12 protein-coding genes (1 of these 12 cut by a window edge) are annotated in these 13,457 nt (G+C 70.5%); 9 read left to right on the forward strand and 3 right to left on the reverse strand.

The features are described from left to right. A protein-coding gene (locus F1D61_RS22135; RefSeq protein WP_203154269.1) for an IclR family transcriptional regulator crosses the window boundary here: on the reverse strand, positions 1-705 show its 5' portion. The gene continues 123 nt to the left of window position 1, outside the view; 705 of the gene's 828 nt are visible here — the first part of the coding sequence; the start codon lies at positions 703-705; its stop codon lies off the left edge, out of view. Positions 706-923: 218 nt separating this feature from the next. On the opposite strand from F1D61_RS22135, the gene F1D61_RS22140 reads away from it, so the two are divergent. The 9 genes from F1D61_RS22140 to F1D61_RS22180 all read left to right on the forward strand — a co-directional run bounded on the left by F1D61_RS22140 (position 924) and on the right by F1D61_RS22180 (position 9,864). Further along, on the forward strand, positions 924-1,550 hold the full coding sequence (locus F1D61_RS22140; protein ID WP_246775466.1) for an SDR family NAD(P)-dependent oxidoreductase: 627 nt from the start codon (positions 924-926) through the stop codon (positions 1,548-1,550). After that, complete coding sequence (locus F1D61_RS22145; protein WP_246775467.1) at positions 1,547-1,837, forward strand: (2Fe-2S)-binding protein; 291 nt, start codon at positions 1,547-1,549, stop codon at positions 1,835-1,837. The genes F1D61_RS22140 and F1D61_RS22145 overlap by 4 nt, the downstream gene beginning before the upstream one ends. A 7-nt stretch (positions 1,838-1,844) precedes the next feature. Beyond that, on the forward strand, positions 1,845-3,221 hold the full coding sequence (locus F1D61_RS22150) for an NAD(P)/FAD-dependent oxidoreductase (protein ID WP_246775468.1): 1,377 nt from the start codon (positions 1,845-1,847) through the stop codon (positions 3,219-3,221). After that, positions 3,221-4,369, forward strand: coding sequence for an NAD(P)/FAD-dependent oxidoreductase (locus F1D61_RS22155; RefSeq protein ID WP_246775469.1), 1,149 nt, complete (start codon positions 3,221-3,223; stop codon positions 4,367-4,369). The genes F1D61_RS22150 and F1D61_RS22155 overlap by 1 nt, the downstream gene beginning before the upstream one ends. 29 nt (positions 4,370-4,398) lie before the next feature. Then, positions 4,399-5,946: an ABC transporter substrate-binding protein gene (locus tag F1D61_RS22160; RefSeq protein ID WP_203154273.1), complete on the forward strand. Its 1,548-nt coding sequence runs from the start codon at positions 4,399-4,401 to the stop codon at positions 5,944-5,946. A gap of 145 nt (positions 5,947-6,091) precedes the next feature. Then, complete coding sequence (locus F1D61_RS22165; protein WP_203154275.1) at positions 6,092-7,033, forward strand: ABC transporter permease; 942 nt, start codon at positions 6,092-6,094, stop codon at positions 7,031-7,033. Further along, entirely contained in the window at positions 7,030-7,884 is an 855-nt protein-coding gene (locus tag F1D61_RS22170; RefSeq protein WP_203154276.1) for an ABC transporter permease, read from the forward strand. Before F1D61_RS22165 ends, F1D61_RS22170 begins: the two co-directional genes overlap by 4 nt. An 11-nt stretch (positions 7,885-7,895) precedes the next feature. Then, the gene (locus F1D61_RS22175) at positions 7,896-8,870 is read left to right on the forward strand and encodes an ABC transporter ATP-binding protein (RefSeq protein WP_203154277.1); all 975 of its coding nucleotides are present in this window, start codon (positions 7,896-7,898) and stop codon (positions 8,868-8,870) included. Between the two features lie 10 nt (positions 8,871-8,880). Next, positions 8,881-9,864 carry an ABC transporter ATP-binding protein gene (locus F1D61_RS22180; protein ID WP_203154278.1) on the forward strand — a complete coding sequence of 328 codons (984 nt, stop codon included), beginning with the start codon at positions 8,881-8,883 and terminating at the stop codon, positions 9,862-9,864. A gap of 767 nt (positions 9,865-10,631) precedes the next feature. Here F1D61_RS22180 and F1D61_RS22185 read toward each other — a convergent pair. Together F1D61_RS22185 and F1D61_RS22190 are read right to left on the reverse strand one after the other, a co-directional pair. Beyond that, positions 10,632-11,525, reverse strand: coding sequence for an amino acid ABC transporter substrate-binding protein (locus tag F1D61_RS22185; RefSeq protein ID WP_203154279.1), 894 nt, complete (start codon positions 11,523-11,525; stop codon positions 10,632-10,634). Between the two features lie 91 nt (positions 11,526-11,616). Beyond that, positions 11,617-13,053, reverse strand: a complete 1,437-nt coding sequence (locus tag F1D61_RS22190; RefSeq protein WP_203154280.1) for a diguanylate cyclase domain-containing protein — start codon at positions 13,051-13,053, stop codon at positions 11,617-11,619. Positions 13,054-13,457 lie beyond the last annotated feature (404 nt).

Here is a 13,457-nt window from a genome sequence, read left to right on the forward strand (position 1 = left end):
GGCGAGGCGGTCGACCGTGCTGCCGACGCTCAGGGCTGCCACCGCGCGTCCCTCCGCGTCGAGGATCGGCACGCCGAGACCGGCCATGCCGGGGATCAGCCCGGACGCCGCGGCGCAGTAGCCGAGGTCCCGGGTGCGGGCGATCTCGGTGAGCAGGAAGGCCTCGTCCAGGCTCGTCACCTCGCGGATGCGGGGCAGGTTGAAGCGGATCACCGCCTCCTGCTCGTCTGCCGGCAGGTGAGCCAAAATCGCCATCGATCCCTGGCCGAGGCCGAGCATCACCCGTCCGCCGATATCACCGGTGAACGACCGGATCGGCAGCGGGCCGGCCGTTCGGTCGATACAGACGGCGTCGTAGCCGCTGCGCACCAGGAGGAAGACCGTCTCGCCGAGGGCGCCGGTGAGGCGCAGCAGGGTCGGCCGGGCGAGGTCGCGCAGGCCCAGCGGGTTGCCGGCCTTGGCGGCGAGGCGGAACAGGCCGAGACCGAGCCGATAGGTCTTCGTCGCCGGGTCGAGATCGACCAGGTCTTCCGTCACGAGCGCTCGCAGCAGGCGCAATGCGGTCGGTACCGGCAGGCCGGTTGCTTCGGCGAGCGCGCTCAGCCGCGTCCCGCCCGTCCCCGCCTCACCGAGATGACGGAGCAGGCTGGCGATCCGCGCCGGGCCGGAGCGATCGGATGATTTCGTTTTGGCGTCGTCGATCATCTCGATTAAGCTCGTAAATTTCATTCATCGAAATAACGCCGGCAAAATTGTCCGCCCAGCGAAATAGCTGTTGCCCAAGCCGCTCCGACGTTCAATCCTCCGGGTCGAAATCGGCGAGGTTTTCGATGCGGCGATCAACCGGGGAGCGGGGCAGCAATGCTTGAGCCGGCGGGACGGGTCGCGATGGTGTCGGGCGCGTCGCGGGGATCGGGCGGGCGGTGGCCGAGCGGCTGGCCCGCGCCGGCTACCGGATCAGCGCCGGTCTGCGCGATCCGCGCCATGCGCCGGCTGAGTGGTTCGCTTGCCGCTACGATGCCGTGGAGTCCGGCCGTGCCGAGGCCTGGGCCGCCGCGACGGCGGCGGAGTTCGGCCGGATCGATGTGCTGGTGAACGCCGCCGGCATCAACCCGATGGCCCGCTTTCTCGATTCCGACGAGACGGCCTTCGATGCGCTCATCGCCGTCAACGTCAAGGCGCCGATGCGGGTGATCCGGGCGGCCTGGCCGCACCTCGTCGCATCGGGCAGCGGACGGATCGTCAATCTCGCCTCGCTCTCGGGCAAGCGGGTGCGCAACGACAATGCCGGCTACGCCATGGCGAAGGCGGCTCTGGTCAGCCTGACCCAGGCGGTCCGGCGCGAGGGCTGGGAGCACGGCATCCGGGCGACCGCCTTCTGCCCGGGCTTCGTCGAGACCGACATGACCGCCCACGTCACCAAGCAGCCGCGGGACTTGATGTCCCGGCCCGAGGATGTCGCGGCGGTGATCGAGACGCTGGTGCGGCTGCCCAACACCGCGAGCGTCGCCGAATTGCTGCTCAATTGCCGGCACGAGGACATGCTGTGAGCGGGTTGTTCCAGCGTCTCGTCCAACGGCCGGGCCCGACAATTCCCTTCACGATCGACGGCGTACCGGCCGAGGCGCGCGCCGGCGACCTGTTGATCGGCGCGATGCTGCTGCATCGGCGCGCCCTGCGCCGATTCGAGTTCGGGTCCGGCGAGCGGGCCGGCTACTGCCTGATGGGTGCCTGCCAGGATTGCTGGGTGACCTTGGCGGATGGACGGCGGGTGCGGGCCTGCACCACGCTCGTCGAGCCCGGCATGGCGGTGGTCACGGGAGGTGTCGGTGCCTGAGCCGGTCTTGACTGAGCCCGTCGTGGCGATCGTCGGGGCCGGCCCGGCGGGCTTGCGGGTGGCGCAGGGTCTCGCCGAGGCGGGGTTGCGTCCGCTCCTCCTCGACGAGGGACACCGCGCCGGCGGCCAGATCTATCGCCGGCCGCCGCCCGGCGCCGAGCGGCCGGCCGCCGCCCTCTACGGCTTCGAGGCCGGGCGGGCGCAGACCCTGCACGCCCTCGCCGATGCGCTGGCGCCGCGGATCGAGTATCGCCCGGGTACGATGGTGTGGGGGATTGCGGCAAGGGAGCCGACCGGGTTCGATCTCGACTGCCTCGGGCCTCGGGGGCACGAGCGGATCGCGGTCGACCGGCTGGTGCTCGCCACCGGCGCCATGGACCGCACCCTGCCCTTCCCGGGCTGGACGCTGCCAGGGGTGTTCACCCTCGGGGCGGCGCAGATCGCCCTCAAGGCGCAGGGCATGGCGATCGGCCGGCGCGTTGCTCTCGTCGGAGCCGGCCCGCTGCTGCCGCTCGTCGCGCATCAATACGCCAAGGCGGGGGCGACGGTCGTGGCCGTGCTCGATGCCACGCCGCTCGGGGCGAAGGTGAAGGCGGCCCCTCGCCTCGCGGCCCTGCCGGCGACCTTGGCCAAGGGGGTCTGGTACACTGTAGCGGGCGCCATGCGCGGCGTGCCGGTGCGCTCCGGCGTGCGGTCGGTCGCGGTCGAGGGCGACGGTCATGTCGAGGCGTTGTCCTGGGAGGATTCGCGGGGGCGCCGACATCGCGTCGCTTGCGACGCGGTCGGGGCCTCGTTCGGCCTGCGCAGCGAGGCGCAAGCCGCCGACCTCGCCGGGTGCCGCTTCGTGTTCGAGCCGGTGACACGGCAATGGCAGCCGGAGCGGTCGCCCGAGGGCCGGTCGTCGCATCCGCACGTCTATCTCGCCGGCGACGGCAGCGGGATCGGTGGTGCCGACGTGGCCGAGTTGCAGGGCGAGCGGACGGCTTTGGCCGTGCTGGCCGATCTCGGCCGGCCCCGCGATGCCGCTCGCGAAGCCCGGCTCGACCGGCATCTCGCCCGGCAGGCGGGCTTTCGTGCCGCGCTCGAAGCGGCCTACCCCTACCCGCACCACCTCGTCGACAGAATCGGCGACGACGAGATCGTCTGCCGCTGCGAAGGCATCACCGCGGGCGCCCTGCGGCGGGCCGCGACCGGGCGGGATGCCCGCGAGATGAACCGGCTCAAGGCCCTGACCCGGGCCGGCATGGGCCGCTGCCAGGGCCGTGTCTGCGGTCATGCCGCTGCGGAGATCCTGGCCCGGACGCTGAGCGTGCCGGTCGAGGCGGTCGGCCGCCTGCGCGGGCAAGCGCCGATCAAGCCGATCCCGCTGCGGGAGCCGGTCTGATGGAGCGCCTCACCGTCGACGTTGCGATCATCGGCGGCGGCACCGCGGCCTGCGCCGCCGCCGTGGCCTTGCGCGAGGCCGGACTGACTGTGGCGCTGCTGGAGAAGCGCCTCTGCGGCGCGGGCGCCAGCGGGGTGAATTTCGGCGGCGTGCGCCAGCAGGGCCGGGACTTTTCGGAATTGCCGTTGTCGCGCCGCGCGCGCGCGCTGTGGGATGGCCTGAACGCCAAGCTCGGTGAGGATGTCGGGTTCGAGGCCACCGGCCACATCAAGCTCGCCCGCTCCGAGGCGGACATGGCGGTGCTGGAGACTTATGCCCGCGACGCCGCCGAATACGGGCTCGACCTCCAGCTCCTGGGAGCGAACGCGCTCCGGGCCGAGATGCCGTGGCTCGGCCTGGCTGTCGTCGGCGCCTCGCTCTCGCCGACCGACGGGCAGGCCAATCCACGGGTGGTCGGGCCCGCCTTCGCGCGGCTCGCCCGCCGCCTCGGGGCGAAGCTGCGCGAGCATTGCCCGGTGCACCACGCAGCCCATGACGGGGCGGGTTTCACGGTCGAGGCCGAGGGGGTGAGCGTGAGAAGCCGCCACCTCGTCAACGCCGCCGGCGCCTATGGCGGCGTGGTGGCCGGGTGGTTCGGCGAGGCGGCTCCCGTGGCCCCGCTCAGCCCCAACATGGTGGTGACCGAGCCCCTGGCCCCCCTGGTCAGCCGGTCGATCGGGGTCGTGGGCGGCGACGTCTACGTGCGCCAGACCCGGCGCGGCAACGTGGTCCTGGGCGGCGGGCGCGGCACGGCGGACAGCGTCGATGGCCTCGCCCGGCCGGTGGCGGCGACCTCGCTTGGCGCGATGGAAAAAACCCTGACGCTGATCCCGGACCTCGCCCACGCGCAAGTCATCCGCAGCTGGAGCGGCCTCGACGGCGAGATGCCGGACCACATCCCGGTCATCGGGCCGTCCGGCACCACGCCCGGCCTGGTTCATGCTTTCGGCTTCTCCGGCCACGGTTTCCAGCTCGGCCCGGTCGTCGGCGAGATCCTGGCGGAACTCGTGACGCAGGGCCGCTCCGCCTCTCCTCTCCATCCGTTCCGGATCGAGCGCTTCGCCGCCTGGCGCGGGCCGTACCGGTCGGAAGGCGAGATCGAGCACTGACGACGAAAGCATCCAGGGGGATCACCACGATGAGACGCTTCCTCTTCGCCGCGGCCACCCTCGCCCTGCTTGGCCCCGCGCCGGCGCTGGCCCAGGCGCCGGGCAAGACCCTGAGCATCGGCATGGCGGCGGCCGATGTCAGTCAGCTCGATCCATTCCGGGCCACCAGCACCCAGGACAAGCCGGTCGTGTCCTGGATCTTCAACGGCCTGGTGCGGTTCAAGCCGGGCTCGACCAGCCTCGAGACCCTGGAGCCGGACCTCGCCGAATCCTGGACCCGCTCCGACGACGGCCGCACCTGGACCTTCTCCTTACGCAAGGGCGTCAAGTTCCACGGCGGCTACGGCGAGTTGACCGCCGACGACGTGGTCTTTTCGTTGAAGCGCGCCGCCGATCCCAAGACCTCGTCGTTCTCGACCGATTACGCCGCCTTCGACACGGTCGAGGCGGTCGATCCCTACACGGTCAAGATCACCCTCAAGCACCCGGTGCCGTCGCTGCTCGGGCTCGTCGCCAACTACCACGGCGGCAACGTGCTCAGCCGCAAGGCCGTCGAGGCGTTGGGCAACGACTTTCGCCTGAAGCCCATCGGCACCGGGCCCTTCGCCTTCGCCGAGTACAAGCCGAACGAGAGCGTGCGGCTCGTCGCCAACCCGGATTATTTCCGCGGCAAGCCGAAGCTCGGCGGCATCCTCTACCGGCTGATCCCGGCCGATGCCGCCCGCGACCTCGCCTTCACCTCGGGCGAGCTCGACATCGTCTATGGCCGCCAGGACCAGCGCTGGGCCGAGCGGTTCGGCCGCGAGGCGGACGTCTCGGTCGACATCGTGCGGCCGGCGGAACTGGCGCTCCTGCACCTCAACACCACCCACAAGCCCCTCGACGACGTGCGGGTGCGCCGCGCCGTCGCCCACGCGATCAGCCAGGCGCAGATCGTCCAGTTCAAGGGCGCCAGCGTCACCGAGCCGGCGGTGTCGATCATCCCGAAGGGCTATCTCGGCACCGACGACAAGGCGCCGCTGCCTCCTTACGACCTCGCCAAGGCCAAGGCGCTGCTGGCCGAGGCCGGACATCCGAACGGCATCACCATCACGGCGATCCAGACCAGCCTGCCGACCATGCTGACCGCAATGCAGATCGTGCAGGGCCAGCTCAAGAAGGCCGGGATCGAGCTGAAGCTCGACGTGGTCGACCACCAGACCTTCCACGCGCAGATCCGCAAGGACCTGTCGGATGCGGTCTACTATGCCGCGGCGCGCTTTCCCGTCGCCGACACCTACCTGACGCAGTTCTTCGATTCGGCTTCGACGGTCGGCACGCCGACGGCGGTGACCAACTTCTCGCATTGCAACGCGGCCGATGCCGAGATCCGCAAGGCCCGCACCGAGCCGGATCCGGAGAAGCAGAAGGCGTTGTGGAAGACGGCGCAGGAGAAGATCATCGAGCAGGTCTGCGCGGTGCCGCTCTCGGAAGGCTTGCAGGTCTGGGCGCACAAGAAGTCGGTCGATTACGGCTACGACTTCAAGGGTGCGATCCATCTCGGGCCGGTGATTACGGAAGCTACGGACAAGAAGTAGGCCAATCTCCCCTCCCCCTTGTGGGGAGGGGCCGGGGGTGGGGGTGGTGCCGAAAGAACCTCAGCGGTGCCTCCTGCACCACCCCCACCCCTAACCCCTCCCCACAAGGGGGAGGGGAACGCGCCACTCAACCCCCGGCCCCGCCATGCTCCAGTTCATCCTCAAGCGCTTCCTCCTGGCGATCCCGACGCTGGTGGCGGTGCTGACCGTGGTGTTCGTGCTCGTGCGGGTGGTCCCGGGCGATCCGACCATCGTGATCCTGGGCGACCAGGCGAGCGCCTCCGCCCGGGCCGACCTGCGGGCGAAACTCGGGCTCGATCGGCCGATCGTAGTCCAGTACCTCACCTTCATGGGACAGGTCGCCACCGGCGATATCGGCCGCTCGCTCACCACCAACCGGCCGGTGCTGGAGGATGTCGCCCACGTCCTGCCCTACACGATCGAGCTGACGCTCGCGGCGGTCGCCATCGGCGTCGGGGTGGGCGTACCGCTCGGCGTCATGGCGGCGCGCAGGCGCGACGGGCTCGCCGACTGGCTCGCCCGCATCGTCTCGCTCGCCGGCGTGTCGTTCCCGGCCTTCGTCTCCGGCATCCTGCTGCTGATCGCGTTCGCGGTGCAGCTGCGCTGGTTCCCGGTCATCTCGACCCCGCGCACCGGCGGCATCCTCGACCGGCTCGGTGCGCTCGTGCTGCCGGCGCTCAATCTCGGGCTCCTGATGGTCGCCTACGTGACGCGGGTGACCCGCTCCGGCATGCTGAAGGCGCTCGGCGAGGATTACGTCCGCACGGCGCGGGCCAAGGGGATGCCGGCGCGGATCGTGGTCTGGCGCCATGCGCTCCGCAACGTGCTGGTGCCGGTGGTCACCGTGGTCGGGCTCTATCTCGGGGTGCTGATCGGCAACGCGGTGCTGACCGAGATCGTGTTCAACCGCCCCGGCCTCGGCAAGCTGATCGTGACCGCGCTGACCCAGCGCGACTACAGCCTGCTGCAGGGCCTGATGGTCGTCTCCGCCTTCGCCATCGTGGTCGCCAACGTGCTCACCGACATCGCCTACGGCCTCGTCGATCCGCGGGTCTCGGCCCAATGAGCGCGGCCGCCGCCTCCGCCGCCCCGAGCGCCTGGCGCCGGGCCACCCGTTCGCCGGGCCTGATGATCGGCGCCGTGACGGTGGTCGCCGTCATCGTCCTCGCCATCCTCGCGCCCTGGATCGCGCCCTACGATCCCAACGAGCAGGACCCGGTCGCGGCCCTGATGGGGCCGTCGGCCGAGCACTGGTTCGGCACCGACTTCTTCGGCCGCGACGTGCTCTCGCGGGTGATCTGGGGCGCCCGGATCTCGCTTTCGGTCGGCTTCGTCGCCACCATCATCGGCGTCGTGGCCGGCACGGTGATCGGGGTGGTGGCCGGGTATTTCGGCGGCTGGATCGACCGGCTGATCACCGCGGCCACCGACGTGCTGCTCAGCTTCCCGCAGCTCATCATGGGGCTGATGCTGGTGGCGGTGCTGGGGCCGAGCATCGGCAACCTGATCCTCGCCATCGCGGTCACGGCGGTGCCGGCCTTCATCCGCATCGCGCGGGGCTCCACGCTCGCCATGCGCCAGCGCGACTTCGTCGATGCCTGCCGGGCTTTGGGCTATTCCGACATCCGCATCATGTTCGGGCACATCCTGCCGAACATCATGGACGAGGTGGTGGTGCTGGCCTCGCTCTGGCTCGCCACGGCGATCCGCACCGAATCGACCCTCGCCTTCATCGGGCTCGGCGTGCCGCCGCCCACGGCCACCTGGGGCAGCATCGTGCGCGAGGGCTTCGACAACCTGCTCGACGCGCCCTGGCTGTCGATCTTCCCGAGCCTCGCCATCCTGGCGGTGATGATCGGCCTCAACCTGATCGGCGACGGCTTGCGCGACGCCACCGACCCGCGGGGGGCGCCATGAAAACCCCTTCGATGACGCCGACTGATCTGTTGCGGGTGGACGGTCTGACGACCCAGATCCGCGTCGGAAGGACCTGGTACGACGCGGTGCGCGAGGTGTCGTTCTCGGTCTCCGGCGGCGAGACCCTGGCGCTCGTCGGCGAATCGGGCTGCGGCAAGAGCCTCACCGCCCTCTCGGTGATGGGGCTGCTCGCCCCCAAGGTCGGCCGCGTGGCGTCAGGCTCGATCACGGTCGACGGCACCGACATGCGGGCGGCGAGCGAAAGCCAGCGCGAGGCGATGCGCGGCGACCGCCTGGCGATGATCTTCCAGGAACCGATGACCTCGCTGAACCCGGTCCTGACGATCGGCTTCCAGATCGCCGAGGCGTTGCGGCGCCATCGCGGCCTGTCGAAGGCGGCAGCGCGCGAGAAGGCGATCGCGCTCCTCGAACGGGTCCGGGTGCCCTCGGCCGCCGAGCGGATCGACGCCTATCCGCATCACTTCTCCGGCGGCATGCGCCAGCGGGTGATGATCGCGATGGCGCTCGCCTGCAGCCCCCGCGTCCTGATCGCCGACGAGCCGACGACGGCCCTCGACGTCACCATCCAGGCCCAGGTCCTGGCACTGCTCGCCGAGATCCAGCGCCGCGAGGGGCTGGCGGTACTCCTCATCACCCACAATCTCGGCGTCGTCGCCTCGGTCGCCGACCGGGTGATGGTGATGTATGGCGGCGACGTGGTCGAGAGCGCGCCGGTCCGCGCCTTCTTCGCCCGGCCGACCCACCCCTATGCGGAGGGGTTGCTCAAGGCGATGCCGCGGGTCGACCGGGTGCAGGAGCTGGCGGCGATCCCCGGCACGGTGCCGACGCTGCCCGAGATGCCGGAGGGCTGCCGCTTCCAGGGTCGCTGCCCCCTGGTGGAGGCGCGCTGCCGCGAGCGGCCGCCGCTGGTGCCGCTCAACGGGGCGCCGGACCACGCGGTGCGTTGCTGGGTGAGGGCCGCATGAGCACGACATCATGAGCACGACATCGGCGCCGCTTCTCGAGGTCCGCGACCTCTCGAAGACCTTCACCATCCGCCGCGGCTTCCCGGTCGCGAAGACCAGCCTGGTGCGGGCGCTCGACCGGGTGTCGTTCACGGTAGGGCGCGGCGAAGCGCTCGGCATCGTCGGCGAATCCGGCTGCGGCAAGTCCACCACGGCGCGGGTGGCCCTGCGGCTCACCGAGTCCGATGGCGGCTCCGTGCGCTTCGACGGGCAGGACGTGCTCGCCGCCTCGGGAAGCGCGATGCGGCGCCTGCGCCGGCGGATGCAGATCGTGTTCCAGGACCCCGCCTCCTCCCTCGATCCGCGCCAGCGCATCGGCGAGGCGTTGGCCGAGCCCCTGCGGGTCCACGGCCTCGGAAGCGGGGCGGAGCTGAAGGAGCGGGTCGCCGCGCTGCTTGCCGAGGTCGGGCTGCCGGCGAATGCGGGCGCCCGCTTCCCCCACGAATTCTCCGGCGGCCAGCGCCAGCGCATCGGCATCGCCCGGGCTCTCGCGCTCGGGCCCGACCTGATCTTCGCCGACGAGCCGGTCTCGGCCCTCGACGTCTCGGTCCAGGCGCAGATCCTGCGGCTGCTCGAATCGCTCCGGCAATCCCGCAACCTCGCCTTCGTGTTCATCTCGCACGATCTCGGCGTGGTCCGGCATTTCTGCCAGCGGGTGACCGTGATGTATCTCGGCCGGGTGGTGGAGAGCGGTCCCGTCGGCCCGCTCTTCGGCGAGCCGCTGCACCCCTATACCCAGCTCCTCAAGGCCTCCTCGCCGGTGCCGGACCCGGAGCAACCGGTGGCGATGAGCTTCCAGGAGGGCGAGCCGCCCTCGCCGCTCCGGCCCCCGCCGGGCTGCCACTTCCATCCCCGCTGCCCGCGCGCCTTCGACCGCTGCCGCACCGAGGCGCCGGCCTTGCGCGAGGCGGCGCCGGGCCGCACCGTGGCCTGCCACCTCTACGGCGGCGAGTGAACGCGGTCCCTCCGCAGACGGCCACCGTCCCGAGACATGGTGGCGCTATCCCTTTCGGCCCCGATTGCTCTAGCTTCCGCAGCGGCGACGAAGCGCCTTCCAGAAGGGGGATGACGGAAGATGAGGACGATTGGGGTGGTGGCGGTTCTCGGACTGGGATTGATCGGCGCGGTGGGAACCGCCTCGGCCCAGTCCTGGGGGCCCGATTACGGCTACCGCGACCGCGAGTATCGCAGCCGCGACAGCGATTACCGCGACCGGGACTATCGCGACCGCGGCTACCGGGATCGCAGCGACGATTACGGCCGGCGGGACGATTACCGCCGCGACCGGGATTACGGCTCCCGCGACCGCGACCGGGATTACGGCGACCGGATCGCGGCGCGCCCCGCGGCGCCGCGGCGTTCAACGAGCGCGAATACCTGCGCTGCAACCCGGACGTCGCCCGTGCCGTGCTCGCCGGCAAGATGGAATCGGGCTACAAGCACTTTCAGGTTCACGGCTTCCGCGAAGGCCGCAAGCTCAGCTGCTGAGCCGGGGAGCGCCACCGGGGCAAGCCGCCCCGGTGGCGCGAGGCCGCCCGCATTCCGACGGTGCGGGCCCATCGCCGCCGACGCTTCTCCACGATTCCGTCCGACCTGCGCCGGACTACGCCCGTCCGGAGAGACGTCGAACGCGCCGTCTCCCTCGATCGCGAAGGAAACGATCGTCGCGCGGAGGTCGGCAGGGCATCTCGAGCCCGGCACGCCCCTCCTCGTCAGCCGCGATCAACCGCGCAGGCGGGCGAGGCTGGCCTTGAGATCGGGCGAGAGGGGAAGGTTCGGGCTGCGGCCCGTGGAAGGGTCGGGGGTCAGGAACCACCTGTCGTAGATCTGGTTCCACCGGCCACTCGCGGCGCTGGCCTGCAACCCCGCATTCACGGCCCGGGCGAAAGCGTCGTCGCCCAACGGAAGCATGATGCCGTATGCCTCCGTCGGGCCGAGCGTCTCCTCGGACATCGCGAGGTCGTCTGATCTGCCCCACCCCGCCATCACGCCGGCCAGCAGCACGTCGTCCATGACGTAGGCGGCGGCGCGCTCGGTTGTCACGGCGGCGAAGGCTTCCCGATCTTCCCGGCAGAGCAGGATGGCGATGTGCAGGTTGCGCTGCCTGTTGGCCGCGTTCAACTTCACGGTTTCGGTCGTGCCGGCGAGGGACGCCACCGTCCGTCCGGCGAGATCGGCGAAGGTCTTGTAGCCGTTCCGCCGCAGCGACACGAAACGCGTCGCGGTGAAGAAGATCGGTGCGCTGAAACCCACCTGCTGCTGCCGTTCGGCGGTGATGGTGGTTGCGGCGCATTCCATGTCCATGTGCCCCTCGCGCATCATCACGAAACGGGCCGCCATGGGAATGGAGACGAAATCGATCTCGAGCCGATCGATGCCGAGCGTCTGGCGGAGGGTGTCGACCACCTGCTGGCAGAGGTCGATCACGTAGCCCGCGGGCTTGCCGTCCACCAGGTCCGAGTACGGTGGGTAGCCGGCGCGATAACCGATCGTGATCCGCTTGGCGGCCGCGATCTTGCGCAGCACGGAAGGCCGATCGTCGGCGGTGGATTCTCCGGCCCAGCAGGTCGCGGCCGCCCCCGCCAAGATCGCCACCGCCAAGATCGTCGCCGTCATGGATCGCAGCCCGCGCGGGAAACGTCCTCGCCGGTGTCGCATCGCCCCGTTCTCCCTCGCTGCGCCCGTCCTGTGTCCCGCCCGGCCTATCTCAGGCGGCCTTCGCCGCTCCATCGCCGTCGACCGGCATCGTCATGCCCGGCCGATGCAGAGCGAAGCGGCCGCGCCCGTCGTTCTTGGCGACATAGAGGGCGAGATCGGCCCGGTTGAGGACGACGCTGCGCTCCGTGCCGTCCTCCGGCGCACTGGCGATGCCGATGCTGGCGCCGATGCTCACCGGCGTGCCGCCATACGCGAAAGGGCGCGCCATGGATGCCACGATGGCGCGGGCAAGGCGCTCGGCCCGCTCGACACCGTCAGTCCCGTCGACGGGCTGCAGCACGGCGAATTCGTCGCCTCCAAGCCGGGCGACGACGTCGTCGGGCGACAGCAGCGGCTCGATGCGCCGGCTCACGTCGACCAGCACGGCATCGCCGGCCGCATGCCCCAGGGTGTCGTTGACCTCCTTGAAGCGATCCAGGTCCAGCAGCATCACGTTGCAGGCCTGGGCGCCGGCCGCCACGCGCTCCAGGGCCGTCTCCAGCAATGCGGTGAAGTGCGCCCGGTTGGGAAGCCCGGTCAGGCTGTCATGGTGGGCGCGATGCTCCATGACGGCCGCATGCTCGCCGATCCGGCGCAGCTGACCCCGTTCCACCACGGCACAGCGCAGCTTTTCGATGGCGAGGGCGAGCCGCCCCAATTCATCGGTCCGCTCCTGGAACGGGATTCTCACGCCCGTGTCGTTGTCGGCCAGGGCCGTGAGAACACGGGTCAGGGCCGGGATCGGCCGGAAGGCGCGGCGCAGGCCGAGCGCGACGACCAGGGCCGACGCGGCCAGGATCACCATCATCAGCAGCGTGAGCGTCAGGAGCGCCTGGTTGCGCGCCGCCAGCAGCGTTTCCGCCGATCCGACGCTGGCCACGAGCCCGCCCATGAGCCGCCCGTCCTTGGACAGGATCGGCATGAACCCCGCGAAATGCGTCGTCGACCCGATCTCGGTCCAACCGGTGAACAGGCGCCGGGGTGTCCGGCCCTCGCTGTCGGGAAAGGAGACACGCAGGCCGGCGCCCTGGCCCTGGCTGTCGCTGAGGCTGGTGATCCTGCCGGCGTCGTCCGCCGTCACCAGCCACACGTCCTGCCCCGTCTGCGCCGAAGCGAGCGCCAGCACGTCGGCCGGCATGAAACCGGTGGTCACGATCGACTGGTCGTCTCCCACGGGGCGGCCGGTCTCGATCCAGCTCACCCGCCCGTCTCGATCGATGTGGACCGACACGAACGTGTAGACGCCGCGAAGGGCGGTACTGGCCACCTGCACGTAGAGGCGGGCATCGTGGTCCCATTGCCGGGACTGGCCCCGTACCATGATGAGCAGAGCCGCGCCCGCACCCAGCGCGTAAGCCAGCATGACGGAGGCCAGGACGAAGACGGTGATCCTGCCGAGCAGCGATCGCGTCCAGGGCAACTCTCGCGCGATGAGATGACGGATCATTGGCAGCAAGTCGAGCTCCCTCCGATCTAACGGTTAGACGACAGGGATTGACCCTTATTTAAAATGAGGCCGCTCCGCCGGGCTCGCCGATTTTTCCGACACCGAGAATTGTCATTGCTTCAACTCGTTGCACCGGCGAGCGTTTTTTCAGCCGGGGATGCGGCGCGGCGGGGCCGGCGGATGCGCGCTGGTCGCAAGGGGAGCCGCCGATCGAAGCCTGCCGGCAGAAAGACCCCTGCGCGTCACGCTCCCGCATTCGCGCGAGACCCGAGACGGGACCCAAGGGGTGAGGAACGCCGAGAAGTCCGCATGCCCGTACGGCACCGTCATGCAGGGAGACGGCGATGCCGCGATCGACGACCTGTTCTCTCGCCCCGTACTCGGCGGCGCGGCTCGCTTGCCGG

It is taken from the genome of Methylobacterium aquaticum, assembly GCF_016804325.1.
Taxonomy (GTDB): Bacteria; Pseudomonadota; Alphaproteobacteria; order Rhizobiales; family Beijerinckiaceae; genus Methylobacterium; species Methylobacterium aquaticum_C.

Bases quoted from the DNA above. Each gene is read 5' to 3' on its own strand.
- F1D61_RS22165 (WP_203154275.1), top strand. From the start codon at position 6,092: ATGCTCCAGTTCATCCTCAAGCGCTTCCTCCTGGCGATCCCGACGCTG.
- F1D61_RS22180 (WP_203154278.1), top strand. From the start codon at position 8,881: ATGAGCACGACATCGGCGCCGCTTCTCGAGGTCCGCGACCTCTCGAAG.
- F1D61_RS22190 (WP_203154280.1), bottom strand. From the start codon at position 13,053: ATGATCCGTCATCTCATCGCGCGAGAGTTGCCCTGGACGCGATCGCTG.
- F1D61_RS22175 (WP_203154277.1), top strand. From the start codon at position 7,896: ATGACGCCGACTGATCTGTTGCGGGTGGACGGTCTGACGACCCAGATC.
- F1D61_RS22170 (WP_203154276.1), top strand. From the start codon at position 7,030: ATGAGCGCGGCCGCCGCCTCCGCCGCCCCGAGCGCCTGGCGCCGGGCC.
- F1D61_RS22160 (WP_203154273.1), top strand. From the start codon at position 4,399: ATGAGACGCTTCCTCTTCGCCGCGGCCACCCTCGCCCTGCTTGGCCCC.
- F1D61_RS22155 (WP_246775469.1), top strand. From the start codon at position 3,221: ATGGAGCGCCTCACCGTCGACGTTGCGATCATCGGCGGCGGCACCGCG.
- F1D61_RS22185 (WP_203154279.1), bottom strand. From the start codon at position 11,525: ATGACGGCGACGATCTTGGCGGTGGCGATCTTGGCGGGGGCGGCCGCG.